The sequence below is a fragment of the Paractinoplanes durhamensis genome (assembly GCF_016862175.1).
GTDB classification, from domain to species: Bacteria; Actinomycetota; Actinomycetes; order Mycobacteriales; family Micromonosporaceae; genus Actinoplanes; species Actinoplanes durhamensis.
On sequence record NZ_BOML01000013.1, the window covers coordinates 258,708 to 282,161 of the forward strand.

Below are 23,454 nucleotides of genomic sequence, written 5' to 3' on the forward strand. Positions count from 1 at the left end.
CCGGAAGGACAACGATGCGACGCATCAGCCTGTGGCTGTTCTCCACGGTGGCCGCCGTGGTCCTGCTGTTCAGCTACCGCACCAGCACGAACAGCACGACCGCGGCCGGTTCCGCGCAGACCACCATCAGCCGGCAAGCGACAACGCCCACCCCTACCGGCACGAGTCCATCCCCTGGCTCCAGCACCTCCAGCACCTCCAGCAGTTCCTCGGCGGCCAAGACCTACACCGGCTCGGTCGTGTCCACCCGCTGGGGTGACGTGCAGGTTGCCATCACCGTCGTCGACGGCAAGATCACCGACGTGGCGGTGCCGATCTACCCGTCCGAGAACGGCAAGGACCAGGAGATCAACGCGTACGCCCTGCCGATTCTGCGACAGGAGACCCTGGCCGCGCAGAGCGCGAACATCGACACCGTCTCCGGTGCGACCGTCACCAGCAACGGCTACCTGGGGTCACTGCAGGCCGCCCTCGACGCCGCCCACCTCTCGTGACCACCACGACATCCGTACCGCGGCGCGCCCGGGTCCAGCGAGCCGCCGATGGCGGAGTTCCCGCCCGGATCGGGCCGGGCGGGACAGGCGTTCTCAGCGCACACGGCGGTCGTCGAAGCTGTAGTCGAGCGTCGACGTGACGCCGACGACGCCGGCCACCTCGCGGGTCAGCCGTTCCGCCATCTCCGCCGAGGATCTGCGGTCGACCTTGCCGGTCAGCGTGACCATGCCGTCGGCCACCGCCACCGAGACGCCATCCGCCTCCTCGATGAGAAAGACACCCAGGACGTCGTGCTCGATGTCGGCGCGGATCTCCTCGTCCGGCCGCGTGTGCACCCGGAGCAGATCACTGCGCGACACGATGCCGACCAGCATGCCGGCCTGGTCGATGATCGGCAGCCGCCGGACGCCGCTGGCGTGCATCGTGCGGGCGGCCAGGGCGATCGACGTGTCGCTGGTGACCGCCACGCACGGGGTGCTCATCAGGTCCGCGGCGGTGCGGCCGGCCGACTTGCGACGTTCGTCGCGGCGGCGTCGCCCTTCGAAGATCCGTGGCTCCTCCTCGCCGGCGAACTCGATCTTTCGCAGCAGGTCCGCCTCGGAGACGATACCGAGCACCCGGCCGGCGTCGTCGATCACCGGGAGGGCGCTGATCCGCCGATGGATCAGCAGATCCACCATGTTGCGATAGGACGCGTCGCGGTCCACCGAGATCACGGTCCGCGTCATCACGTCGCCAACCTTCCAGGTCCTCATCGTGGTCGCCTCCGTTCCGTTCAGCCGGCCAGGACTACTTTGAGGGCGCCGCTACGCGCCGGATCGGCGAAGACGTCGTACGCCCGCATGAACTCGCCGAGGCCGAACCGGTGGGTGACCATGTGCCCGAGGTCGAGCTGCCCGGCGACCAGCATGTCGAGCAGTTTCGGCGTCGAGTAGGTGTCGACCAGGCCGGTGGTGATGGTGAGGTTGCGGATCCACAGGTCTTCCAGGTGCAGGGTGGCCGGCTTGCCGTGCACGCCCACATTGGCGACCCGGCCGCCCGGCCGCACCAGCGCCGTGCACAGCTCGAACGTCTGCGGGGTGCCGACCGCTTCGATGACCACGTCCGCACCGAGATCGGCGGTCAGCGACCGGACCGCGCTCAGCGGATCGTCCGTGCCGGCCAGCACGGTGGTGTCCGCGCCGAACATCTTGGCCGCCTGCAGCCGGTTCTCCGCCTTGTCGATCACCACGATGTGGGCCGGCGAGAAGAGCCGGGCGGTGACCACGGCGGCCAGCCCGATCGGACCGGCACCGACGATCACCACCGTGTCACCGGGACGCACCCGGCCGTTGAGCACGCCGACCTCGTACGAGGTCGGCAGAATGTCGGCCAGCAGAACCGCCGCCTCGTTGCTCACCCGTTCCGGCAGTTTGTACGTGGACAGGTCGGCGAACGGGATCCGGGCGAACTCGGACTGAACCCCATCGATGAGGTGACCCAGGATCCAGCCCCCGCCGCCCCGGCACTGTCCGTAGGCACCGTCCCGGCAGAAACGGCAGATCCCGCACGCCGAGATGCAGGAGGCCAGCACACGATCGCCCGTGGTGAGCCCGCCGACGCCGCTGCCGGTCTCGACGACCGTGCCGACCGCCTCATGACCGAGCACCCGGCCCGGCTTCACCTCGGGCACGTCACCGGCGAGAATGTGCAGGTCGGTGCCGCAGATAGTGACCGCGTCGACCCGGATGATCGCGTCGCGCGGGTCCCGGATCGCCGGATCGGGGATCTCGGTCCATGATCTGGCGCCGGGTCCGCCGTACACGAGTCCTTTCATGATGACCTCCCCTTCGATCGATTCCCTCTCCCTACGCTCGCCCCGGTATGGCCCGCCGGACAGGGACTTCCGGCACTACTCGGCGGGACAGATGCGGGATCGGCACACCGGTACGGCCACAGGTTCCGGTCGACGGCCGTTCGAGGTCTTTCTGCCCTGACCGAGTGTGCCCGGTCACCATCACCGTGGTGGTGAGGAGGTTTGCTGCCATGACATCTCCCGACCCGACGCCGGCGGGCGCCGCCATCGCATACGGAGAGGCCGACCTGCGCCGCGCCGCCGAAGCGGGCATCCGGGCCCCGTCGCTCGTGAACAGCCAGCCATGGAGATTCGGCCTGCGGGACGGTGCCATCGAAGTCCGGGTTGACGCCGAGCGCCTCCTGGCCGCCGATCGGGCCGGCTGGGCGGCCAGGATCGCCTGCGGCGCCGCCACCTACAACGCACGGCTGGCACTGGCCGGCGCGGGTGTGCCCGCCGTGACGGACATCTACCCGATTCTCACCGACCGCAGCCTGGTGGCCCGGCTCCGGGCCGGAGCACCGCGGCCGCCGACGTACGCCGAGGTGGAGCTGTACGCCGCTGTTCCGCGCCGATACAGCAACCGCGGCCCGTTCTGGCCGGCCCCGGTCCCCGCCGATGTCCGCCGGCGGCTCATCGATGCGGCGCGCAGCCAGGCGGCCTGGCTGGATCTGCTGGTCGGCGCGACCGCGATCGCCGGGTTCAGCGAGATCGCCCACAGCGCCGATCGGGTCCTGCGGCGCGACGCGCGCTATCAGGCCGAGATCGCGACCTGGTCACACGCGGACCAGGCACCCGACGGTGTGCCCGTCAGCGCCGGGGCGCCGCTCGCCGAGCCGCACGACCTGCTGCCTCAGCGGTTGTTCAACGATCGCCGGCGCGGCCAGTGGCACGACTACGAGCCGGAGCCTCTCGTCGGCATTCTCGGGGTCTCGGGCGACCGGCCCGCCGATCAGGTCGCCGCCGGGCAGGCGATGCAGAAGGTGTTGCTCACGGCGACCGCGGCCGGCCTGGACACCTCGATGATCAGCCAGCCGATCGAGGTGCCGGCCGCCCGCGAACAGCTACGCCGCTCGCTGCGCCGGGCCGGTTTCCCGCAGATCGCCATCAGGTTCGGCTTCGGTACCCCGGGGCACCCCACCCCGCGCCGCGACGTGCCGGACGTCCTGGCCTGACCGGTCCGGTGCCTCTGACCGGTACCGCGAGCTCGTGCGCACGGTGAGGAGGAAAGGAAAGGAAAGGAGACAGCCATGAGTACGCGGCTACGACTCGCACAATGCGGTCTGAGCGCCGGTAAGAAGGCCCGCCTGCACCGCATCCTGTACAAGCACGGCCTGGGCAACGGGACCGCGCTGTTCCTGCCGTACGACCAAGGTCTCGAGCACGGCCCCCGGGACTTCTTCGCCGATCCGATCGCGGCCGATCCGAAATACATCATCCGGCTCGCCCTCGAAGGCGGGTTCAACGGCATCGCGATTCAGATCGGGCTGGCCGAGAAGTTCTATTGGGACTACGCGGGCGAGGTCCCCCTGATCCTGAAACTGAACGGCAAGACCGACATCCCGAGCGACGTCAGTCCGCTGTCGCCGTTGCATGCCTCCGTCGAGGACGCGGTGCGGCTCGGGGCGGACGCGGTCGGCTACACCCTGTACGTCGGGTCGCCGGCTCAGGAGGCCGACTTCGCCCAGTACCGCAGCGTCCGCCAGGACGCCCAACGACTCGGCATGCCGCTGATCGTGTGGGCCTACCCGCGCGGTGAGGCGATCGAGCACAAAGGGGGGAAGGACTCGTTCTACGCGGTGCACTACGCCGCCCGGGTCGCCAGTGAGCTCGGTGCCGATGTGGTCAAGGTGAACTTCCCGCATCCCGAGAAGCGCACCGCCGTCCCCACCGCGTACGCCGAGGAATTCAGCAGCCAGGAGGCCATCGACGCGGTGGTCCGGGCGGCGAACCGGACGATGGTGCTCATCTCGGGTGGCGGCCGGGCCGGCGACGAGGTGATGCTCGAGAAGGCTCAGGAGTCGATGTCGGCCGGTGCCACCGGGCTGATCTTCGGACGCAACGTCTGGCAGCGCGAGCACGACGAGTCGCTGCGCCTGGTCGATCAACTGCGGCAGGTCCTCGCCAAATACCCGACGCCGTGATCGGAGAGCCATGACCATCAACGACAGCGCCGACGCCCTGGCCCTGGACGGCGGAATCATCACGATCCGCCCCACCCGGCCGGCCGATCAGCGGGCGCTCGCCGGGCTGTATGAGGATGCCACGCCGGACAGTCTGCGGATGCGCTTCTTCACCCGGCCGGGCAGCGCCGCGCTGGCCACCGAGGTGGGCCGGCTCTGCCGGCCGGAATCCGCAGCGCATCTCGCCGTGCTCGCGGTCGAGGGCGAGCGACTCGTCGGGGTCGCCGCCGCCGAGCGCACCGACGACACCGGGCACCGCGCAGAGCTGTCCCTTTTCGTCGCCGAGCGGGACCGCGGACGCGGGATCGGCACGCTGTTGCTGGAGCACCTCGCCGCCCGCGCCCACCGCTACGGCATCGCCGAACTCGTGGGTGAGGTGCTGCCGGACAACATCGCGATGCTCCGGACCGCGCGGGACCTGGGCGGTCACTCCTGGTCGCGCTTCGACGACGGCATCATCGACGTCGGCCTGGACACTCTCGACCCGGACGCGCAGGACGCCGTCGACCTGCGGGACCGGACCGCCGAGCGGGCCTCGCTGCGCGCCCTGCTCTCGCCCGCCTCGGTCGCGGTCGTCGGAGCCGGGCACCGGCCGGGCGGTGTCGGCCACGAAACGCTCCGCGGCCTGCGCGAGTACGGCTACCACGGCACGGTGTACGCGGTCAACCACAGCGGCCGGCCGGTTGCCGGGACGACCGCCCACCGATCGGTACGACAGCTTCCACCGCCGATCGACCTGTTGGTGATCGCCGTACCCGCCGACCAGGTCGCCGGGGTGCTGGCTGACGGTGCAGCGGTGGGCGTACGCGCCGCGGTCGTCCTGAGCGCCGGCTTCGGCGAGGCCGGCGAGCGCGGCCGGCAGCGCCAGTACGAGCTGGTCCGATTCGCCCGCGACCACGGAATCCGCCTGGTCGGCCCGAACTGTCTCGGCCTGATCAACACCGACCCCGCGGTGCGCCTCGACGCCTCGTTCGCCCCGTCCGCCCCGCCACCGGCCGGCGGGCTCGCGGTCGCGGCCCAGTCCGGCGCGGTCGGCATCGCCCTGCTCGACGACGCGCTGCGGGCCGGGCACGGCATCTCCACCTTCGTGTCGCTCGGCAACAAGGCCGATGTCAGCGTCAACGATCTCATCGCCTACTGGTACGACGACCCGGCCACCCGCGCGGTGGCCTTGTACGTCGAGTCGTTCGGCAACCCGCGAAAGTTCGCCCGCACCGTCCGCGCTCTCGCCCGCCGGAAGCCGGTGCTCGCCCTCAAGAGCGGCCGCTCCGACGCGGGGCAGCGGGCCGGCGCCTCGCACACGGCCGCGGCCGCCGCCCCCACCGCCACCGTCGACGCCCTGTTCGCCCAGGCCGGCGTCGTCCGGCCGGAGAACCTCGGGGAGTTGCTCGACGAGGCGCGCATGCTCACCGACCAGCCCCTGCCGACCGGGCGGCGCCTCGCGATCGTGGGCAATGCCGGCGGGCTGGGTGTGCTGGCAGCCGACGCCGCCGAGGCGGCCGGGCTGACCGTGCCGCCCGGCGGTGCCGGGAATCCGCTCGACCTCGGAGCCGGTGTCTCGCCCGCCGACCTCGCGGCCGCAGCCGCCGAGGTCGCCGCAAGCGACGGCACGGACATGCTGCTGCTGATCGTGATCGCCACCCGTACGAACCGGGCCGCCGAGATCATCGCGGCGCTCGCGTCCGTGGTGGACGAGCATCCCGGCCTCGCGACGGCGGTGGTGCTGGTCGGCGCCGAGGCGGGCCCCCGGCTGGGCGCGCGCGGGGTGCCCGTCTACGACCTGCCGGAGCGGGCGGTCACCGCGCTGGCCGCCGCCGCCGAGTACGCCGAGTGGCGCCGCCGGCCGCTCGGCGGCCGGGCCGATCTGCCCGGGGTGGACACCGGTCTGGCCCGTGATCTGGCCGTCGGGTGCGGCTGGCAGGACTACGACCGGACGGCCGCGATCCTGGGTGCGTACGGCATCACCATCCTCCCCGCCGTGACCGCCACCTCGGCCACCGAGGCCGCCGTCGCCGCCGACCGGCTCGGCTACCCGGTGGTCGTCAAGTCCGCCGACCCGGAACTGGTGCACAAGACCGACAGCGGCGGCGTGCGCGTCGATCTCAACGGCCCGGCGGCCGTCCGGCACGCGTACCGACCGGTGGCCGCCGCCGGGCGGCCGGGCAGCGGCGTGCTCGTGCAGAAGCAGATGACCGAGCCGGTCGAACTCGTCGCCGGCATCGCTCACGACCCCCGGTTCGGCTCCGTGGTCCTGCTCGGGCTCGGCGGCGTGCGGACCGAGTTGCTCGGCGACCGCGTGCTGCGCCTGGTGCCGATGACCGACCTCGACGCCGGGCGGATGTGGCGTGGCCTGCGCGCGGCCCCGCTGCTGACCGGCTACCGCGGAGCACCGCCCGTCGACACCGTGGCACTCGAGGACCTCCTGCTGCGGCTCGGCCGGCTCGCCGAAGATCTTCCGCAGATCGCCGAGCTCGACCTCAACCCGGTCCTGGCCGGGCCGGACGGGGTCGTCGCGGTGGACGCCAAACTGCGGCTCGCGCCGGTCGGCGCCGAGCCGGATTCCCTGCTCCGCCGCCTGAGCGCGGCCGAGCCGCCCGGAAAGGAGCCATCATGACAACCCGCAAAATCATCGTCGGATACGACCGCTCCGCCGACGCGATGAACGCCGCGCGGTGGGCACTGGACGAGGCCGAACGCACCGGCGCGCCGGTCGAACTCTTCTACGCCTTCGAATGGCCGGTGTGGACCCCGTCCGCGCCGTTCATCCCGGCCGGTGCGGTCTGGCCGGACGGCGAGACGGAGCGGGTCATCCAAGAAGGCCTGCAGGAAGCCCTCGCCGAGATCCGGCGGACCCACCCGGCCGTGCCGTGCACCCTGCAGACCGCCGACGGCAACGCCGCCCTCATGCTCGTCCAGCGCTCGGCCGACGCCGGCCTCGTCGTGCTCGGCAGCCGCGGGCACAGCGCCGTCCTCAACATGCTCGGCAATGTCGGGGTCGCGGTCACCGCGCACGCCCACTGCCCGGTGGTCGTCGTACGCGGCCGGCCCGCCGCCGACGCATCCGTGGCCGTCGGCTTCGACGGCTCACCGGCGGCCGAGGCGGCGCTGGCGTTCGCCGCGGAGCAGGCCACCGCCCGGGGCGTCGCGCTGCGGGTGGTCCAGGCGTTCAAGCCCGCCGGAGCCACCGGTGCGGTGCAGGTCGAGGACTCCCGGCGGCTGGAGGAGCTGGCGGCTCGGTGGCAGGCCAAGTTCCCGCAGCTCGCCCTCCGCGCCGAGGCGGTCGCGGAACACCCCGCGATCGCCCTGACGAAGGCCGGCAGCACGGCGCAACTGCTGGTGGTCGGTTCCCGTGGCCGCGGGCCACTGAAGGGAATGCTGCTCGGATCGGTGAGCCAGCACCTGCTCCGAAACTCCGAGTGCAGCATCGCGGTCGTGCACGACACGGCTGCCTGACAGATCATGAGGCCCGGGGGCGTCCCCCGGGCCTTCTCATTCCTCAGACGGCGGCGAGTTCCTCAGAGGACGGCGAGTTCCTCAGACGACGGCGAGCGGACAGGCGGCACGCCGCTGCACCGCGCGCACCACCGCGATGTCTCGCGGGTCGTCCGGAGCGTTCAGCACGGCCAGACAACACGTGCGGGTCGCCGCGGTCAGGGTTATCGCCGGGTCGAGCGAGTCGCGGAACTCGATGCCGGCCGGCACCTCCGGGAACTTCTCCACCCAGCGCTCGACCAGATCGGTGAGGAGCGGCTCATCGTCGGCGACCATTCCGGCGGCCACGATGCGAAGCGCCACACGACGGCGCTGCGCCTCGCCGAACGCGAGGCGCAGCACGTCCCCGGCGCCGGTCATGGCAAGAATGCCGGCGAGGACAGGCGCGGACATGTCATCCGCCGACCGGCCCGGCGGCGCCGACGTCAACGGCCGCCACGCCGGGCACCGTCCGCGCCAGCACCACGACGATCCCCTGCTCGGTCTCGTCGTCGAAGGTGCCGCTGACATGCGCGACGCCGCCTTCGACGATCACCGTCCAGCGGTGGCCGTCGCCGTACTCGTCCAGCCGGTGCTGCACCTCGGCGGTCAGCACGTCGTCGCCGCGCACCATGGCACGCAGGATGTCGCGGCGACTGATGATGCCGACCACGGTGCCGTCCTCCAGCACCGGGATGCTGCGTATGTCGTTGTCCAGCATCGCCCCCGCCACGTCGGCGACATCGGCCTCCGGACGAGTCGTGATCGGGTACGCCGACATGACCTCCACGACCATGCCGGGCCGGCTCTCCGGATCGGTGTCGAGCAGCCGCTGGATGTGCGCGGTCGGATCCGCGGGCACCCGGTGCCACAGCAGGTCGCCCTCGCCGACCATGCCGACCAGGCGGCCGGTGGTGTCGAGGACCGGCAGTGCGGTCACCGACCTGGCGGTCAGCACCTTCGCGGCGCTTTCCACCGAGGCGGTCTGCAGCACGGTGTACACCGGGCTGCTCATGATGTCCTTGACGCGCATGACTTCACCTCCGTGCCATCAGTGTGGTCAGGTCGACGAGCCGGTTGGTGTAGCCCCACTCGTTGTCGTACCAGCCGAACACCTTCGCCAGCGGGCCGCAGGCCTGGGTCAGGCGGGCGTCGAACACGCACGAGGCCGGATCGCCGATGATGTCGGTGGAGACCAGCGGCGCGTCGGTGTACCGGATGATGCCGTGCATCGGCTGGCCGGCGGCGACCGCGGCCGCCACGGCTGCGTTGATCTCGGTGACGTTGAAGGGGTCGTGAAGCTGGAGCGTCAGGTCGCTGATCGAGCCGTCGACCACCGGCACCCGCAACGCCACGCCGTCGAGCCGGCCGGCCAGCTCGGGCAGCACCAGACCGACGGCCTTCGCCGCGCCGGTGCCGGTCGGGATGATGTTGACCCCGGCCGCCCGGGCCCGGCGCGGATCCTTGTGCGGCGCGTCGAGCACGTTCTGGTCGTTGGTGTAGGCGTGCACGGTGGTCAGATAACCGTGCTCGACGCCGAACGCCTCGTGCAGCACCTTCAACAGCGGCGCGACACAGTTGGTGGTGCACGACGCCGCCGAGATGATCTGGTGCTTCACCGGGTCGTACGAATCCGCGTTGACGCCCGGCACCAGGGTCGCGTCGACATCCTTGCCGGGCGCCGAGATGAGCACCCGGCCGGCGCCCGCCTTGAGATGCAGGGCGGCGGTGTCGCGGGAACGTAGCTTGCCGGTGGCCTCGATGACCAGATCGACGCCCATGGCACCCCACGGCAGTGCGTCCGGTGACCGTTCGGAGAAGGTCGGGATGCTGTGCCAGCCGACGTTGAGCATGCCACCGTCCACGCCTACCTCGGCCTCGAGCCGGCCGAACGTGGTGTCGTACTGGAGCAGGTGGGCAAGGGTCTCGGCATCGTAGAGGTCATTGATGGCGACCACTTGAAGTCCCGCGTTGGCCATGTCCTTGGCCAGCAGGCGGCGCAGGTAGTTCCGGCCGATCCGGCCGAAACCGTTGATAGCGATGCGGTAGATCATGGGAGCCTCCGAATATCGTCCTCTCCCTTCAGCGTTTCCCCATGGCACTCTCCGGAGGAGAGTCGAAGGTCCCACCCGGCCGGGCCGATCTGCCGTGCCACCGGAAGATCTCGTCCGCCAGCCAGACGATCACCGGAAACGGCAGCAGGAAGGCCAGCTGGGCCGGTCCCAGCGCGGCCGTACCGAAGATCGGCTGCAGCGGCGGCAGATAGATGATCACGGCCGCGACGACCAGCTCGAAAGCGATGCCGGCCAGCAGCAACCGGTTGCTGAACACACCGATCGACCGCAGCGAGGCGTGGTCGGTGCGGGCCGCGAACGCGGTGCCGATCTGGCAGGCCACGATGCCCGCGAAGGTCATCGTGGCGGCCTGCGCAGGGGAACCACCACCCCACCACAGCGTCCAGAAGTAGCCCGCCGTGACGAGTGCCGCGGAGACCGTCCCGAGCAGTCCCCAGGCCCGCAGCAGGAGTCGCCGGTCGATGACGCCCTGCCGCGACGAGCGCGGCGGCCGGTCCATCAGGCCCGGCTCCGCGGCCTCCCGGCCAAGGGCAAGGGCGGGCAGGGTCTCGGTCCCCAGGTCGATGGCGAGGATCTGGAGCACGGTCAGGGGCAACGGCACGGAACCGCCGGACAACGCGAAGATCAAGAACGGGACGATCTCGGGTACGGCGTGGGCGAAGATGTAGAGCACGAACTTGCGGACGTTGTCGAAGACGCGGCGCCCCGCCTCGACGGCCCGCACGACGGTGACGAAATTGTCGTCGGTCAGCACCATCGTGGCTGCCTCCCGGGCCACGTCGGTGCCCGATCGGCCCATCGCCACGCCGATGTCCGCGTGCCGCAGCGCCGGGGCATCGTTGACGCCGTCGCCGGTCATCGCCACGATCTGCCCGCCCGCCCGCAGCGCCTCGCAGATGCGCAGCTTCCCCTCCGGCGAGGACCGTGCGAAGACGATCTCACCGGGCCCGGCCAGCAGCTCGTCGAGCTCCGACTCGGTCATCCGGTCCAGCTGGTCGCCGGTGACGATTCGCCGCCCGCCCCGGCCGATGCCGACCTGACGGGCGATCTCGGCGGCGGTCGGCCCGTAATCCCCGGTGATCACGTGGATCCGGATCCCGGCGTGGTGGGCGGCGGCGACCGCCTCGGCGACACCCGGCCGCGGCGGGTCGACCATCGCGATCAGGCCGAGCAGCACCAGGTCACGCTCGGCGTCGGCCCGGTCGGCCGGGGGATGTCCGGCAACGTCCCGGCCGGCCACGGCCAGCACCCGCAGACCGGCCGCGGCGTACCGGTCCATGGCGGCGGACAGCTCGGTCCGCACCGCGTCGGACACGTCGCCGACGGTGTCGTCGGCGGCGAGAACGCCGGTGCAGAGTGGCAGCACCGACTCGAGGGCGCCCTTGGTATGCACCCGATCGCCGTCAACGGTGGACATCCGCTTGAGCCGGGCGTCGAAGGCGTACAGGGCCACGCGCTCGCGGTCGCGGCCGGTGGCGGGCACGTCCAGATCGGCCGCCAGCCGCAACAGCGCGATCTCGGTGGGATCGCCGCGGCCGTCCTCGCGCGCCGTCGTGCACAAGGCTGCGGCCCGGGCCAGCGGCCGGCCACCGGCCTCCCCGGCGTCGAGCTCCGCCCCGGACCGCCACATCCGGGTGACCCGCATCCGGTTCTCGGTCAGGGTGCCGGTCTTGTCGGTGCAGATGACCGTCGTGGAGCCGAGCGTCTCCACCGCGGACAGCCGCTTGACGACGGCACCCCGGCGCGCCAGTTCCCGGACGCCCACCGCGAGGGCGAGGGTGATCGTGGGCAGCAGGCCTTCCGGCACGTTCGCGACGATGAGACCGATCGTGAAGCTGATCGCCGCCGACCAGCCGAGCCCGGCAACCACCCCGATCGGCAGGAACGCCGCGCCGGCCAGCACCGCGGCGATCGCAATGACCCACGTGGCCCGGCGTACCTGCCGCTCGAGCGGGCTCGGCTCGGTGCGCCCGCGCTGGGACAGGGCGGCGATGCGACCGATCTCGGTGTGCATCCCGGTGTGCAGCACCACGGCCCGGCCCTGCCCGGCGACGCAGGCGGTGCCGCTGAAGACCAGTTCGCGCGCCTCGATCAGCGGTCCCGGCACCAGGTCGGCGTCGGCGGTGCGCCCGGCGGGCACCGACTCGCCGTTGAGCGCGGACAGATCCACCGACAGATCGCCCTCGATGAGCCGGGCGTCGGCGCAGATCCGGTCACCCTCGGTGATCTCGATGATGTCGCCGGGGACCAACTCGCGAGCCGGGACCTCACAGGCCATTCCGTCACGCAGGGCTCGTGCGGTGTCGGGCAGGTAGGCGGCGAGCGCCTCGACCGCACGCTCGGCCTGCCGCTCCTGCACGAACGCGAAACCCGCATTGAGCAGGATCACCGCCACGACCGCGATCGCCAGCTGCGGCGCGTCGCCGAGCCAGGCGAGCACCGCGGCGACCATGAGCAGCACGGCGAGCGGCTGGGTGAACTGGGCGAGCAGTTCGGTGAGCCAGGAGTTGCCCGGACGCCGGGACAACTCGTTGGGGCCGTAAACGGTCAGCCGGCGCGCCGCCTCGCGGGCGCCGAGACCGCCGGCCGACGTGCGCAGATCGCGGAAGAGCTGCTGTGGTGGGCGGCGCCCGTCGACTGCGGCGGGACCGTCGAGGGACTCGGTCATATCGTCCAGCGTCGGCCCGGGCGGTCACGATCGGGCAGGGCCTTTCGTCGCCGGCCCGGCCGACCGATGGCCGCATCCCGGCCACCGCTCAAGATCGCGACCGCGAGGGTCTTGCGATCTCATCATCGTTGATGGCAGTCTGCAATGGCTATTGCACGCAACCCCCGTTGCGAGGCGTGATGGATTCCGACGGTGAGCTGACCTTTCCCGATCTGCCCCGGCTGGAGCTCGATCAGCTCCTCGGTCAGCTCGTCGAGCGTGCGCACGAGGTGATGAGCACGCAAGGCCGGCTGCGCGGGTTGCTCCGAGCCAACCAGGCGCTGCTGTCCGATCTTGAGCTACGCCCGCTGCTGCAGCGTCTCGCCATGTCCGCCCGGGAGCTGGTCGGCGCCCGCTATGCCGCGCTCGGAATCCTGGACGGGCAAGGCGGGCTGGCCGAATTCATCCACACCGGCATGCCCGCCGGCTCGGTCGAGGCCATCGGGCCGTTGCCCCGGGGCAAGGGGCTTCTCGGCGCACTCACCGACGATCCGCATCCGATCCGGCTCGACGACATCGCGACACACCTCCGTTCCGCCGGGTTCCCGGCCGGGCATCCCCCCATGAAGAGCTTCCTGGGCGTGCCCATCCGCATCCGGGACGAGGTCTTCGGCAACCTCTATTTCACCGACAGTTGCAACGGCAGCTTCAGCAGCGACGACGAGGAGCTGGCCGTCGCGCTGGCCGCGACCGCCGCCGTGGTGATCAACAACGCTCGGCACTACGAGACCAGCCGACGGCGCGGCGACTGGCTGGCCGCTACCGCTGCGATCACCCGTGACATGCTCAGCGCCGCCGCGGAGTCCTCCGTGCTGGAGTCCATCGCCGCGCACGCCTACCGGCTGGCGGACGCCGACCTGGTCGCCGTCCTTCTGCCCACCGGCCCCGGCCGCGAGCAACTGCTCGTCGAAACCGCTGTCGGTGGACCGGCCACCGAGGAAGCCGCCAAGAGCCTGATCGGTTCCCGCAGCCAGATCGGCGACACGCTGTGCGGTCACGTCTTCGGCACCGGCACGCCGGTACGCCTCGACGATGCGAGCGGCCGGCCCGGGCTTCCGCCCACCGTCCTGGCAGACAGTATCGACGTCGGCCCCGTCCTGGTCGCCCCGCTGACCGGGTCGGAGCGGACCGGCGGCGTGCTGACCGTCGCCCGCCTCCCCGGGCGCCCGCCGTTCATGCCGGAGGACCTGCAGATGGCGGCCGCGTTCGCCAACCACGCCTCGGTCGCGCTCGAACTGTCCGAGTCCCGCATGGAACGCGAACGCATCACGATCATGGATGAACGCGACCGCATCGCTGCCGACCTGCACGACCACATCATCCAGCGCCTGTTCGCCGCCGGGCTGGCGCTGCAGGGCGCGACCGCCCGCATGGGCAACCATCCGGCCGGCCCGCGCATCACCGGCGTGATAGATGAGCTCGACGACACGATCGCTCAGATCCGGACCACCATCTTCGCCATCCAGCAGGCCACGACCCCGACGCCGGAGGGACTCCGCGCACGCGTCCTGGGCCTCGTCACCGAGTCCGGTCAGACGCTCGGATTCACGCCCGCGCTGCGATTCAGCGGTCCTGTCGACACCCTCATGGCCGACTCCACCGACCCCGGTGCTCTCGCCGACGACATCGCCGCAACCCTGCGTGAGGGCCTGAGCAATGTCGCCCGGCACGCTCGGGCCACCCGGGTCGACGTCGATGTCGCCGTCGACGCCGGGCCGGACGGCGTCCTGCTCTCCGTCAAGGTGAGCGACAACGGCATCGGTGTCGGCGAAACCGCCCGCAGCAGCGGCACGGCCAACCTCCGGCGCCGTGCCGAACGACGCGGCGGCACCTTCGCCCTCAGCGCCGGCACGCCTTCGGGCACCTGCTTGGAATGGTCGGTGCCGGTCGCCTAGTTTTCGGCGTCCATGGCGACGAACGCCCGGTAGACCTCGGTGAGTGCCTGGCGTTGCCGGGCGGTCAGCCGCGGGTCGGCGGCGATCGCGACGAGCACGGCCGGCGGCGGGTCCCACTGCGGGCCCGCCTCGCTGCGCAGTGCGTCGGCAGTGGTGCGGAGCGAGGCCGCGATCGCCCGCAACACCCGATCCGACGGAGCTCGCAGGCCCCGCTCGATCTGCGACAGGTACGGCCCGGAGATGCCGACCATCGCCGCGAACCGCCGGATCGGCAGCTCCGCCAGTTCCCGCCGGCGGCGGATGATCTCACCTAGGCCGGGCGGCAGGACCGGGGTCAACCTCAGGCCGCCCGCGTTGCGACGCGGCGCAGCGCCGCCTCGACCGTGACCTGCGCCGTCTGCAGCACCTCGCGCCGCCGGCGCCCGTCCATCAGGTTGATCCCGATCGCGGACAGGTCCGCCCGGCCGGGCGTGAGCAGCGTGACCCGGGCGCCTCCGCGCTCCACTTTGCGCCGCTCCCGCTCCAGTTGCGCGTTGAAGACCTGGCGCGCCGCCCGCTCGGCATGCCAGGCCGGATGCCACCGGCAGTCGCTCTCCCGGCTCGCCATCGGCGCCAGAACGTAAACCTCGTCGAGCCCGCCGGCGTGCAGCAGGTCAAGGGACGCCGACGAGCGGACTCCCCCGTCGACGTAGCGGCGGTCGCCGATCCGGGTGGGCCGATGCCAGCCCGGGATGGAACAGGATGCCACCACCGCGTCCGGCAAGGAGGCGGGCGGGCTGCCGGGACGGCCGAACACGGTCCGGCGGCCGCATTCGTAGTCCACGCCCACGATCCACGTGTCCCGCACCGGCCAGTGATCGGGATCGTCGCGGACCAGAGTCTGAACATATCTACGCAGCGTGTGGTGCTCGGAGCGACCCTGCGGCAGCAGCGCGCTGGCCCAGACGGCGGGATGCACGCTGTGCGGGGCGAGGGCCGCGGTGGCCAGCAGCCGGACCGAGCCGACCCGCAGGCGCGGAGGGGGCGGCAACCGGCCGGAGTCGTGTTCGAACTCGTGCGCCCCCGGGAGGTGGTCGGCACCCCCGCCGAGCTGGTGGGCGACCAGGTCCTCCGGGGTGAACCCGTGCCGGATCGCGGCCGCCACGATGCTGCCCGCGCTCGTGCCGACGATCACGTCGACCTCGTTCAACGGACGTCCGATCCGGTCCTGCACGGCGGACAGACCGCCGATGGTCCACGCCGCACCGAGCGTGCCACCCGCGCCCAAGACCAGGCCTATCCGCTTGACCCTCGACATACCCGCATGGTGCCACGCTCAGCGGGCCGGCGACCACCGCCCGGCGAGCGCCAGGATCTCGTCGGCCAGGTCCGGCTGGAGCGCGGCGGGCAGGTCATGGCCCATACCGGGGTAGATGACCAGCTTCGACCCGGCAAGGGCACGTGCCGTGGCACGACCGCCGGACGGCCGGACAAGCGGATCGGCGTCGCCGTGCACGACCAGGGCGGGCAGGCGCAACCGGCGCAGCATCGGCCGGCGGTCCTCGGCGGAGACGATCGCGGCCAGCTGCCGGCGAAGGCCGTCCGGGTCGTGCGCGACGTCGAACAGGCGGGCCGCGGCCTCGCGGATCTCCGCTTCGTCATGCGGGTAGCCCGGCGAGCCGATCACCCGGAAGACCCGGACCATCTGGGCGCCCGCCGTGGCCCGGTCCCGGGCCCGCCCGGCCAGCAGCACCGGCAGGGTCTGCGGCGCGGGCCGGCCGATCCGTGGCGACGGGGATGACGAGATCGATGTCAGGCTGCGTACCCGCTCGGGGTGACCGCCGGCGAGCGTCTGCGCGATCATGCCGCCCAGCGAGACGCCGACCACGTGTGCGCTGTCCCAGCCCAGCGCGTCGAGCACGGCGACCGCGTCGCCCGCCATGTCCGACAGGCGGTAGCCGGACCGGCGCCGGGCCAGAAGCGACAGCATCGACGGCGGGCCGACGCCGGACAGGTGGGTGGACCGGCCCACGTCCCGATTGTCCAGCCGGGCGACCCGGAAGCCGCGCTCGACGAGCAGGCGGCGGAATCCCGGCGGCCAGAAGTCCATCGACAGGCCGAGACCCATGATCAGCAACAGTGGCTCGCCCTCCGGGGCGCCTTCCACCTCGTACGCAATCTCGAAAGCTCCGTTTTTTGCCATTCCGCCGGTCATGCCTCCAGCGTGACTCCATGCCGGTCGCCGCCGGAACGGGCGGGAGACCTCCGGCGAACGGACCTGTGCCGACCAAGGGTGTCCGTCATCGCCCGATCACAGGAGCGGGTAGACGATCCTGGTGCGGTATCGGGACTCCTCGGCTTCCTGCGGTCCGATGAGGTACTCCTCCCACATGACGCGGGGTGGAGTCCGGGCGTGGCCGGCGAACCAGGAGGCGAGGGCCGCATAGGTGGCCGGCAGCGACGAGTACGGTCCGTTGTGCTCGGCACGGACCACCCGGCCGGCCGGGAGGTGCTCGATGCTCAGCCCGGCGGCGTCCGGCGGCTCGCTCTCGACCGGGAATCCGACGGTCACGTCGAAGGCCTGGCGCTCCTCGTGCGAGTAGACGGCCGTGGGTGGCCCCGCCGGTGCCGCGCCGACCCGGGTGAGTGCGGCGGCGACGACCGGGATCGTCCGGGCGAAGAACGCTTCGAGGTCGGCCGGAGCGACCCGCTCCCGGATCCCGGCGACCACTTGCGCGGGCACGAAGGTGATCTCGATCCGATCGGTGGCGCCGGGCGCACCTGGCTGGAGGTGATGCGGCACCACGAGGACGGGACGCGAAACGTGGTGCAGGGTGGCCATGGCGACGCTGCCGAGCAGGATCTCCCTGATCGCCGAGCATCCCCGGGATCCGACGACGACCACGGCCGCTTGCTGGTCGGCGGCCAGCCGGGCGAGTGCCTCCGCTACCCCCCGACCGGCCGGGCGGCCGGCCGGCCGGTCCACGGTGAGCAGTTCGCAGTCGGCGGGTGGCGGCTCCGTGGGCACGCCGTCGTGGACGGCGGCGAGCAGAATGCGCCGCCCGTCGAACAACGACTGCGCCACGGTCAGCGCCTGCCGCGCCCCGGCTGAGCCGTCCCAGCCGACCAGGACGGGGCCGTCCGCCACGGTCGCGTGCTCGTCGACCAGCAACGGGTGCGGCACTACGAGGGCGGGCCTCGGCGCGTAGTGCACGGCCATGTCGGAGACACTGCCGAGTACGGCGTGCGCGCCACCGAGACCGCGCGAACCCAGCACGAGCAGATCGGGTTCGAGCTTCTCGGCGAGTTCGGCCAGTTGTGCGCCCTCCCCGCCGTAGCCGCGCTCGACCAGCGTTTCGGCCTCCCACCCGGCCGCGCCGGCGAGAGCGGCTCCCATGCCGGCGATGCGTGCGGCCTCGGCGGAGCCTTCCCGCTCCACCGCTGCGACGAACTCGTCGACCCGGCTCGTCCCGTGCCAGAGTCGGCGGCGCATCGCCTCATCGGCGAACGGCGGCACCCACAGATAGGAGATCCAGGCGTGTGCCCGGGGCAGCAGCCGTGCGGCCACCCCGATGGCCTCACCGGCGGCGATCGAGCCGTCGTAGCCCGCCATCACTCGCAGCATGGTCATTTCGCACCTCCGGGACTCCCGCGCTACCTCTACCAGACCCCGGCGCGCCCGTGACCTTCCAGAGCCGTTGGTCCCTCGTGCGGCCCCCGGATGGCGCCGGTCTGCTCCGCATCCGAAGAACTCCGGCCCTGACCGTCCCCGGTACGGCCGCGGTGTGCTGGAGAAAATCTGGGGAGGTGTCATGGATCGCTATCCCGTGCGGGTCGAGGGACATCGCGACGAGTCACTCAGCCGGTGGCTCTGGCTCGTCAAGTGGATCATTCTCATCCCGCACTACATCGTTCTGGCCGTACTGTGGATCGGCCTGGTGGTGCTCACCCTCGTCGCCTACGTCGCCCTGCTGTTCACCGGCCGCTACCCGGAGTCGATCCGGGCCTACAACATCGGCGTGCTGCGCTGGACCTGGCGGGTCGGCTACTACGGGTACCAGGTGCTCGGCACCGACCGGTACCCACCGTTCACGCTGGCTGCCGTGCCGGACTATCCGGCCCGGTTCCAGGCCGAGCCGGGCCCGCCGCCGCCTCGGTGGCTGCCCTTGGTGGCGTGGCTGTTCGCCGTGCCGCATCTGATTCTGCTGGGCGCTCTGACCGGTGCCACCTGGTCGTTCGGCGACGGCGACGCCCGTGCGGACGCACCGCTGAGCCTGGTCGGTGCCGCCGTCCTGGTGGCCGCGGTGGCGTTGCTCTTCAGCGGACGCTACCCGGCCGGCCTGCACGACCTGCTCGTCGGCGTCGCCCGCTGGAACCTGCGGGTCGCCGCCTACCTGACCCTCATCACCGGACGCTACCCGCCGTTCCGGCTCGACCAGGGCGGATCCGAACCGGAACCGGAACCGGAACCGGAACCGGACGGCGGCCGCTCCGCAACGGTCGCTTCATGAGCGCACCGAACGGACGCGATGCCGGTGGCCGGGGCCGCCGGCATCGCCCTTCCGGCGCCCATCCGGTTCCGGGGGCGTACCGCCCTGAGCGTGGCACGCAGCGCGCTTCGGCCCGTCCGACAGGGACCTCCGGCACTACTCGGCCGGATCGCCGCGGCATAGCAAGAAGGGAGGACCAGAACGACGAAAGGGTGCGACGACGCAGGAGGTTCGGATGTCCAGGTACGTCTACGACTTCATCGACGGAAACAAGGACCTGAAGGATCTGCTCGGTGGCAAGGGTGCGAACCTCGCCGAGATGACCAGGATGGGCCTGCCGGTTCCACCGGGCTTCACCATCACCACCGATGCCTGCAAGGAATACCTGCACACCGGGGCGATGCCGACCGGGCTGCTCGGCGAGGTCGAGCATCACCTCCGCCAGCTTCAGGCCAGTGCGGGCCGGAATCTCGGCGACCCGCATGACCCGCTGCTGCTGTCGGTGCGCTCGGGCGCGAAGTTCTCCATGCCCGGAATGATGGAGACCATCCTCGACATCGGCCTCAACGACACGACCGTAGCCGGGCTGGCCCATCAGAGCGGCGACGGCCGGTTCGCCTGGGATTCCTACCGCCGGCTGATCCAGATGCTCGGCAAGACCGTGTTCGACGTGCCCGGCGAGGACTTCGAGGTGGAGCTGACCATGGCCCGGACGGCGGCCGGGGTCACGAGCGACGCGGAACTGGACACCGCCCACCTGATGGATCTCGTGGAGTCCTACAAGAAGGTCTTTCACGCGCACACCGGCCGGGAATTCCCGCAGGCCGTCCATGAACAGCTGTACCTTTCGATCGGCGCGGTGTTCCGGTCGTGGAACGCCACGCGGGCCGTGCTCTACCGCCGGCAGGAACGCATCCCGCAGGATCTCGGGACTGCCGTCAACGTGATGGCGATGGTGTTCGGCAACCGCGGTGCCGATTCCGGCACCGGCGTGGCGTTCACCCGCGACCCGGCCACCGGCCGGCGCGGCGTCTACGGCGACTACCTGCAGAATGCTCAGGGCGAGGACGTGGTCGCCGGCATCCGCAACACCGTCAGCCTGGCCGAGCTGGCCGGCATCGATCCGCAGAGCTACGTTCAGTTGCTTTCGATCATGCAGCGTCTCGAGCAGCACTACCGCGACCTGTGCGACATCGAGTTCACCATCGAGAACGGCAAGCTGTGGATGCTGCAGACCCGGGTCGGCAAGCGCACCCCCGCCGCCGCCTTCGTCATCGCCGCCCAGCTCGTCGACGAGGGCACCATCACTCTCGACGAAGCCCTGCAGCGGGTCAGCGGCGAACAGCTCGCCCAGCTGATGTTCCCCAGCTTCGACAAGTCCGCGGCTCCGCCGCCGCTGGTCACCGGCATACCGGCCTCGCCCGGAGCCGCCGTCGGCGGGATCGTCTTCGACTCCGCCTCGGCCGCAGCCGCCACCGGGCCCGTCATCCTGGTCCGGCGCGAGACCAACCCGGACGACCTGCCCGGCATGATCGCCGCTCAGGGCATCCTGACCGCACGCGGGGGCAAGACCTCGCACGCCGCCGTGGTGGCCCGGGGCATGGGCAAGACGTGTGTCTGCGGCGCCGAGCAGCTGGACATCCGCGACAACGAGGTGGTGGTCGCGGGCCGCAGCCTGCACGCCGGCGACATCATCTCGATCGACGGGACCACCGGCCACGTCTACCCGGGTGCCGTTCCGGTGCACCCGTCGAAGGTGGTTCGCTATTTCGAGGGTGACCTGACCGCGCACGGCGACCCGCTGCTCTCCGCGGTCGAACGCCTGATGATCCACGCCGACCACACCGCCCGTCTCGGCGTGCACGCGAACGCCGACACCGCACCCGACGCTGCCCGGGCCCGCCGCTTCGGTGCCACCGGCATCGGTCTGTGCCGCACCGAGCACATGTTCCTCGGCGACCGCCGGGTTCTGGTCGAACGGCTCATCCTCGCGGACAGCGACATCGAGCGGGCAGCGGCTCTCGACGCCCTGCTGCCACTGCAGCGGGCCGACTTCGAGGAGCTCTTCCAGGCGATGGACGGCCAGCCGGTCACGGTGCGGCTGATCGATCCGCCGCTGCACGAGTTCCTGCCCCCGCTGGAGGAGCTGACCGCACGGGTCGCGCGCGCCGAGGCGCTCGGCGAGGAGCCGGGACGGGACGGGGTGCTGCTGGCCGCCGTCCGGCGCATGCACGAGCAGAACCCGATGCTCGGCCTGCGCGGCGTACGCCTCGGCCTGGTCATCCCCGGCCTTTTCGCGATGCAGGTCAAGGCGGTCGCGCAGGCCGCGGCCGCGCGGGTCGCCGCCGGCGGCGACCCGCGGCCGGAGATCATGGTTCCGCTGGTCGGCGCCGTTCAGGAATTGGAGACCGTACGGGCGGAAGCCGAGTCGATCCTGGCTTCCGTGCCGGGCGCGCCGCCGATCCGGATCGGCACCATGATCGAGGTGCCGAGGGCCGCGCTCACCGCCGGCGAGATCGCCGGCGCCGCCGAGTTCTTCTCCTTCGGCACCAACGACCTGACTCAGATGACCTGGGGATTCTCCCGCGACGACGTCGAGGGCGCGTTCTTCGGCCGCTACCAGGACCTCGGCATATTCGCCGCCTCCCCGTTCGAGACCATCGACGTCGACGGGGTCGGCGCACTGGTCCGCACCGCCGTCGAGCGTGGCCGGGCCGCCCGCCCGGACCTGACCGTGGGTGTCTGCGGCGAGCACGGCGGCGACCCCGCCTCGGTCCGCTTCTTCGACGGTGCCGGACTCGACTACGTGTCCTGCTCCCCGTTCCGGGTGCCGATCGCCCGGCTCGAGGCCGGCCGTGCCGTCGTGGCCGGCGCTGCCGGCTCGGACAGCAGGTAGGAGGTCGATCGTGCACACCGAGATCGACGGCCGGCCGATGGTCACCGTGACACCGGTGATGGACGGGGACCGTCCGGTCGGCGCCTGGATCGCCGGCCCGGAGACGGCCACCTTCCGGCCGGTCGTCGATGTCACCAGGCTTACCGGCACCGTCCTGGCCACCGCCGCCGCGGTGGCGATCGCCGGCACGGCGATCGTCGCGGCCACCCGCCGGCGTCCCGCCATCGGCGCCGTCACGATGGGGCCGGGTGGCTGGGTGAGCGTCAAGAACGCGGTCTGCCCACCGCTCGGCCCGGACTCGGCGCGCCCCTGGTGGGCGCGCCTGATCGGCGCACACCGGCTGACGGCCGGGGGCTGACGGCGCAACGGCCGAACCGGTTACCCGTGCGGGTGCTCGCCGAGCAGGCGGGTGGCCAGGACCGCCGCTTGCGTGCGCCGCTCCAGGCCGAGCTTGGCAAGCAGGTGCGACACGTAGTTCTTCACCGTCTTCTCGGCCAGGAACATCCTGGACGCGATCTCCCGGTTGGTGAGGCCCTCGGCGATGAACTCGAGGATCCGGCGCTCCTGCTCGGTCAGCCCGGCCAGCTCACGCGGCGCCTCCACCCCGTTACGGATGCGCTCGAGCACCCGCTGAGTGATCGCCGGGTCGAGCAGCGACTGCCCTTCGGCGACCCGGCGGACCGCGTCGACCAGATCGGTGCCGCGGATCTGCTTGAGCACGTAACCCGACGCGCCGGCCATGATCGCGGCGAACAGGGCCTCGTCGTCCTCGTAGGAGGTGAGGATCAGCCCCTTGATCGACGAGTCGATCGCCCGCACGTCACGGCACACGTCGATGCCGTTGCCGTCGGGCAGGCGAGCATCGAGAATCATCACATCCGGGCGGAACGCCGGGATGCGGCGACTCGCCTCCTGGGCCGACCCCGATTCACCCACGACCTGAATGTCGCCGTCGCTCTCGAGGAGGTCGATCAGGCCGCGTCGGACCACCTCATGGTCGTCAAGCACGAATACCCGGATCATCCCTTCTTCCTATCCTGAATGGCCCCGCCTGCCAAGGAGTCGAAAGTCCCGCATCCACCGGTACTTCGCCACGGCGCGAGGAGGAACGCCATAGGGCCGATCGACTCTGCTCCCCCGCCCCTTCCGGCCGGACGATGGCATCGAGACCCATGAAAGGGGTGGCGCCATGATGTACCACGGAAGTGGCATGGGCGTCGGCTGGTCACTCATCGGCTTCGCCATCGTGCTACCGACCCTGTTCCTGCTCGCCGGGCTCGTGGTCGCCCAGTTCCACTGGGGCCAGGGCGGACCCGAGTCGCCGGCGCCGGACGCCGAGCGTGTCCTCGCCGGCCGCTTCGCGCGCGGTGAGATCGACCAGGAGGACTACGAACAACGTCTGCGCACGCTGCGGGCCGGCCGGCGGTAG

21 protein-coding genes are annotated in these 23,454 nt (G+C 71.5%); 10 read left to right on the forward strand and 11 right to left on the reverse strand.

Annotated elements, in window-relative coordinates:
• Nucleotides 1-14 precede the first annotated feature (14 nt).
• Complete coding sequence (locus Adu01nite_RS07915) at nucleotides 15-494, forward strand: FMN-binding protein (protein WP_203725868.1); 480 nt, start codon at nucleotides 15-17, stop codon at nucleotides 492-494.
• A 93-nt stretch (nucleotides 495-587) separates the two neighbouring features.
• Here Adu01nite_RS07915 and Adu01nite_RS07920 read toward each other — a convergent pair whose 3' ends face one another.
• Both Adu01nite_RS07920 and Adu01nite_RS07925 read right to left on the reverse strand, forming a co-directional pair.
• Nucleotides 588-1,223, reverse strand: coding sequence for a CBS domain-containing protein (locus Adu01nite_RS07920; RefSeq protein WP_239132236.1), 636 nt, complete (start codon nucleotides 1,221-1,223; stop codon nucleotides 588-590).
• 47 nt (nucleotides 1,224-1,270) lie between these two features.
• Nucleotides 1,271-2,311: a zinc-dependent alcohol dehydrogenase family protein gene (locus tag Adu01nite_RS07925; protein ID WP_203725870.1), complete on the reverse strand. Its 1,041-nt coding sequence runs from the start codon at nucleotides 2,309-2,311 to the stop codon at nucleotides 1,271-1,273.
• Nucleotides 2,312-2,520: 209 nt separating this feature from the next.
• On the opposite strand from Adu01nite_RS07925, the gene Adu01nite_RS07930 reads away from it, so the two are divergent.
• The 4 genes from Adu01nite_RS07930 to Adu01nite_RS07945 all read left to right on the forward strand — a co-directional run bounded on the left by Adu01nite_RS07930 (nucleotide 2,521) and on the right by Adu01nite_RS07945 (nucleotide 7,965).
• Nucleotides 2,521-3,504 carry an Acg family FMN-binding oxidoreductase gene (locus Adu01nite_RS07930; protein ID WP_203725871.1) on the forward strand — a complete coding sequence of 328 codons (984 nt, stop codon included), beginning with the start codon at nucleotides 2,521-2,523 and terminating at the stop codon, nucleotides 3,502-3,504.
• A 75-nt stretch (nucleotides 3,505-3,579) separates the two neighbouring features.
• A complete protein-coding gene (locus Adu01nite_RS07935; protein WP_203725872.1) occupies nucleotides 3,580-4,473 on the forward strand; it encodes a class I fructose-bisphosphate aldolase in 894 nt (297 codons plus the stop codon).
• A gap of 10 nt (nucleotides 4,474-4,483) precedes the next feature.
• Nucleotides 4,484-7,126 carry a bifunctional acetate--CoA ligase family protein/GNAT family N-acetyltransferase gene (locus tag Adu01nite_RS07940; RefSeq protein WP_203725873.1) on the forward strand — a complete coding sequence of 881 codons (2,643 nt, stop codon included), beginning with the start codon at nucleotides 4,484-4,486 and terminating at the stop codon, nucleotides 7,124-7,126.
• Complete coding sequence (locus Adu01nite_RS07945; protein ID WP_203725874.1) at nucleotides 7,123-7,965, forward strand: universal stress protein; 843 nt, start codon at nucleotides 7,123-7,125, stop codon at nucleotides 7,963-7,965. Before Adu01nite_RS07940 ends, Adu01nite_RS07945 begins: the two co-directional genes overlap by 4 nt.
• A gap of 81 nt (nucleotides 7,966-8,046) precedes the next feature.
• Here the strand turns inward: Adu01nite_RS07945 and Adu01nite_RS07950 are convergent, their stop codons facing one another.
• From Adu01nite_RS07950 to Adu01nite_RS07965, 4 genes are read right to left on the reverse strand one after another with little or no spacing between them, the layout of a single operon-like run.
• The gene (locus tag Adu01nite_RS07950) at nucleotides 8,047-8,397 is read right to left on the reverse strand and encodes a hypothetical protein (protein ID WP_203725875.1); all 351 of its coding nucleotides are present in this window, start codon (nucleotides 8,395-8,397) and stop codon (nucleotides 8,047-8,049) included.
• Nucleotide 8,398: 1 nt separating this feature from the next.
• Nucleotides 8,399-9,016: a CBS domain-containing protein gene (locus Adu01nite_RS07955; RefSeq protein WP_203725876.1), complete on the reverse strand. Its 618-nt coding sequence runs from the start codon at nucleotides 9,014-9,016 to the stop codon at nucleotides 8,399-8,401.
• Nucleotides 9,017-9,020: 4 nt separating this feature from the next.
• The gene (gene gap / locus Adu01nite_RS07960) at nucleotides 9,021-10,037 is read right to left on the reverse strand and encodes a type I glyceraldehyde-3-phosphate dehydrogenase (RefSeq protein ID WP_203725877.1); all 1,017 of its coding nucleotides are present in this window, start codon (nucleotides 10,035-10,037) and stop codon (nucleotides 9,021-9,023) included.
• Nucleotides 10,038-10,065: 28 nt separating this feature from the next.
• Nucleotides 10,066-12,726, reverse strand: coding sequence for a cation-translocating P-type ATPase (locus Adu01nite_RS07965; RefSeq protein WP_203725878.1), 2,661 nt, complete (start codon nucleotides 12,724-12,726; stop codon nucleotides 10,066-10,068).
• A 179-nt stretch (nucleotides 12,727-12,905) separates the two neighbouring features.
• Between Adu01nite_RS07965 and Adu01nite_RS07970 the strand changes: the two genes are divergently transcribed.
• Nucleotides 12,906-14,660: a sensor histidine kinase gene (locus Adu01nite_RS07970; RefSeq protein WP_203725879.1), complete on the forward strand. Its 1,755-nt coding sequence runs from the start codon at nucleotides 12,906-12,908 to the stop codon at nucleotides 14,658-14,660.
• Here Adu01nite_RS07970 and Adu01nite_RS07975 read toward each other — a convergent pair.
• From Adu01nite_RS07975 to Adu01nite_RS07990, 4 genes are all read right to left on the reverse strand, one after another.
• Nucleotides 14,657-14,998 (reverse strand): helix-turn-helix domain-containing protein, encoded by a 342-nt coding sequence (locus tag Adu01nite_RS07975; RefSeq protein ID WP_203725880.1) that lies wholly within the window; start codon nucleotides 14,996-14,998, stop codon nucleotides 14,657-14,659. The genes Adu01nite_RS07970 and Adu01nite_RS07975 overlap by 4 nt on opposite strands.
• A gap of 2 nt (nucleotides 14,999-15,000) precedes the next feature.
• On the reverse strand, nucleotides 15,001-15,957 hold the full coding sequence (locus Adu01nite_RS07980) for a patatin-like phospholipase family protein (RefSeq protein ID WP_203725881.1): 957 nt from the start codon (nucleotides 15,955-15,957) through the stop codon (nucleotides 15,001-15,003).
• An 18-nt stretch (nucleotides 15,958-15,975) separates the two neighbouring features.
• A complete protein-coding gene (locus Adu01nite_RS07985) occupies nucleotides 15,976-16,854 on the reverse strand; it encodes an alpha/beta fold hydrolase (RefSeq protein WP_239132220.1) in 879 nt (292 codons plus the stop codon).
• A 96-nt stretch (nucleotides 16,855-16,950) separates the two neighbouring features.
• Nucleotides 16,951-18,270 (reverse strand): universal stress protein, encoded by a 1,320-nt coding sequence (locus Adu01nite_RS07990; protein WP_203725882.1) that lies wholly within the window; start codon nucleotides 18,268-18,270, stop codon nucleotides 16,951-16,953.
• 181 nt (nucleotides 18,271-18,451) lie between these two features.
• On the opposite strand from Adu01nite_RS07990, the gene Adu01nite_RS07995 reads away from it, so the two are divergent.
• The 3 genes from Adu01nite_RS07995 to Adu01nite_RS08005 all read left to right on the forward strand — a co-directional run bounded on the left by Adu01nite_RS07995 (nucleotide 18,452) and on the right by Adu01nite_RS08005 (nucleotide 22,383).
• Nucleotides 18,452-19,150, forward strand: a complete 699-nt coding sequence (locus Adu01nite_RS07995) for a DUF4389 domain-containing protein (RefSeq protein WP_203725883.1) — start codon at nucleotides 18,452-18,454, stop codon at nucleotides 19,148-19,150.
• A gap of 214 nt (nucleotides 19,151-19,364) precedes the next feature.
• On the forward strand, nucleotides 19,365-22,025 hold the full coding sequence (gene ppdK, locus Adu01nite_RS08000; protein WP_203725884.1) for a pyruvate, phosphate dikinase: 2,661 nt from the start codon (nucleotides 19,365-19,367) through the stop codon (nucleotides 22,023-22,025).
• A 10-nt stretch (nucleotides 22,026-22,035) separates the two neighbouring features.
• Nucleotides 22,036-22,383 carry a hypothetical protein gene (locus tag Adu01nite_RS08005; RefSeq protein WP_203725885.1) on the forward strand — a complete coding sequence of 116 codons (348 nt, stop codon included), beginning with the start codon at nucleotides 22,036-22,038 and terminating at the stop codon, nucleotides 22,381-22,383.
• 20 nt (nucleotides 22,384-22,403) lie between these two features.
• Here the strand turns inward: Adu01nite_RS08005 and Adu01nite_RS08010 are convergent, their stop codons facing one another.
• Entirely contained in the window at nucleotides 22,404-23,048 is a 645-nt protein-coding gene (locus Adu01nite_RS08010; RefSeq protein WP_203725886.1) for a response regulator, read from the reverse strand.
• Between the two features lie 166 nt (nucleotides 23,049-23,214).
• Here Adu01nite_RS08010 and Adu01nite_RS08015 point away from each other — a divergent pair, with 166 nt between their 5' ends.
• On the forward strand, nucleotides 23,215-23,454 hold the full coding sequence (locus Adu01nite_RS08015; RefSeq protein WP_239132221.1) for an SHOCT domain-containing protein: 240 nt from the start codon (nucleotides 23,215-23,217) through the stop codon (nucleotides 23,452-23,454).

Excerpts from the sequence above, each read along its gene's own strand:
- Adu01nite_RS07915 (WP_203725868.1), top strand. The coding sequence starts at position 15 with ATGCGACGCATCAGCCTGTGGCTGTTCTCCACGGTGGCCGCCGTGGTC.
- Adu01nite_RS07920 (WP_239132236.1), bottom strand. The coding sequence starts at position 1,223 with ATGACGCGGACCGTGATCTCGGTGGACCGCGACGCGTCCTATCGCAAC.
- Adu01nite_RS07925 (WP_203725870.1), bottom strand. The coding sequence starts at position 2,311 with ATGAAAGGACTCGTGTACGGCGGACCCGGCGCCAGATCATGGACCGAG.
- Adu01nite_RS07930 (WP_203725871.1), top strand. The coding sequence starts at position 2,521 with ATGACATCTCCCGACCCGACGCCGGCGGGCGCCGCCATCGCATACGGA.
- Adu01nite_RS07935 (WP_203725872.1), top strand. The coding sequence starts at position 3,580 with ATGAGTACGCGGCTACGACTCGCACAATGCGGTCTGAGCGCCGGTAAG.
- Adu01nite_RS07940 (WP_203725873.1), top strand. The coding sequence starts at position 4,484 with ATGACCATCAACGACAGCGCCGACGCCCTGGCCCTGGACGGCGGAATC.
- Adu01nite_RS07945 (WP_203725874.1), top strand. The coding sequence starts at position 7,123 with ATGACAACCCGCAAAATCATCGTCGGATACGACCGCTCCGCCGACGCG.
- Adu01nite_RS07950 (WP_203725875.1), bottom strand. The coding sequence starts at position 8,397 with ATGTCCGCGCCTGTCCTCGCCGGCATTCTTGCCATGACCGGCGCCGGG.
- Adu01nite_RS07955 (WP_203725876.1), bottom strand. The coding sequence starts at position 9,016 with ATGCGCGTCAAGGACATCATGAGCAGCCCGGTGTACACCGTGCTGCAG.
- gap (WP_203725877.1), bottom strand. The coding sequence starts at position 10,037 with ATGATCTACCGCATCGCTATCAACGGTTTCGGCCGGATCGGCCGGAAC.
- Adu01nite_RS07965 (WP_203725878.1), bottom strand. The coding sequence starts at position 12,726 with ATGACCGAGTCCCTCGACGGTCCCGCCGCAGTCGACGGGCGCCGCCCA.
- Adu01nite_RS07970 (WP_203725879.1), top strand. The coding sequence starts at position 12,906 with ATGGATTCCGACGGTGAGCTGACCTTTCCCGATCTGCCCCGGCTGGAG.
- Adu01nite_RS07980 (WP_203725881.1), bottom strand. The coding sequence starts at position 15,957 with ATGTCGAGGGTCAAGCGGATAGGCCTGGTCTTGGGCGCGGGTGGCACG.
- Adu01nite_RS07985 (WP_239132220.1), bottom strand. The coding sequence starts at position 16,854 with ATGACCGGCGGAATGGCAAAAAACGGAGCTTTCGAGATTGCGTACGAG.
- Adu01nite_RS07990 (WP_203725882.1), bottom strand. The coding sequence starts at position 18,270 with ATGACCATGCTGCGAGTGATGGCGGGCTACGACGGCTCGATCGCCGCC.
- Adu01nite_RS07995 (WP_203725883.1), top strand. The coding sequence starts at position 18,452 with ATGGATCGCTATCCCGTGCGGGTCGAGGGACATCGCGACGAGTCACTC.
- ppdK (WP_203725884.1), top strand. The coding sequence starts at position 19,365 with ATGTCCAGGTACGTCTACGACTTCATCGACGGAAACAAGGACCTGAAG.
- Adu01nite_RS08010 (WP_203725886.1), bottom strand. The coding sequence starts at position 23,048 with ATGATCCGGGTATTCGTGCTTGACGACCATGAGGTGGTCCGACGCGGC.
- Adu01nite_RS08015 (WP_239132221.1), top strand. The coding sequence starts at position 23,215 with ATGATGTACCACGGAAGTGGCATGGGCGTCGGCTGGTCACTCATCGGC.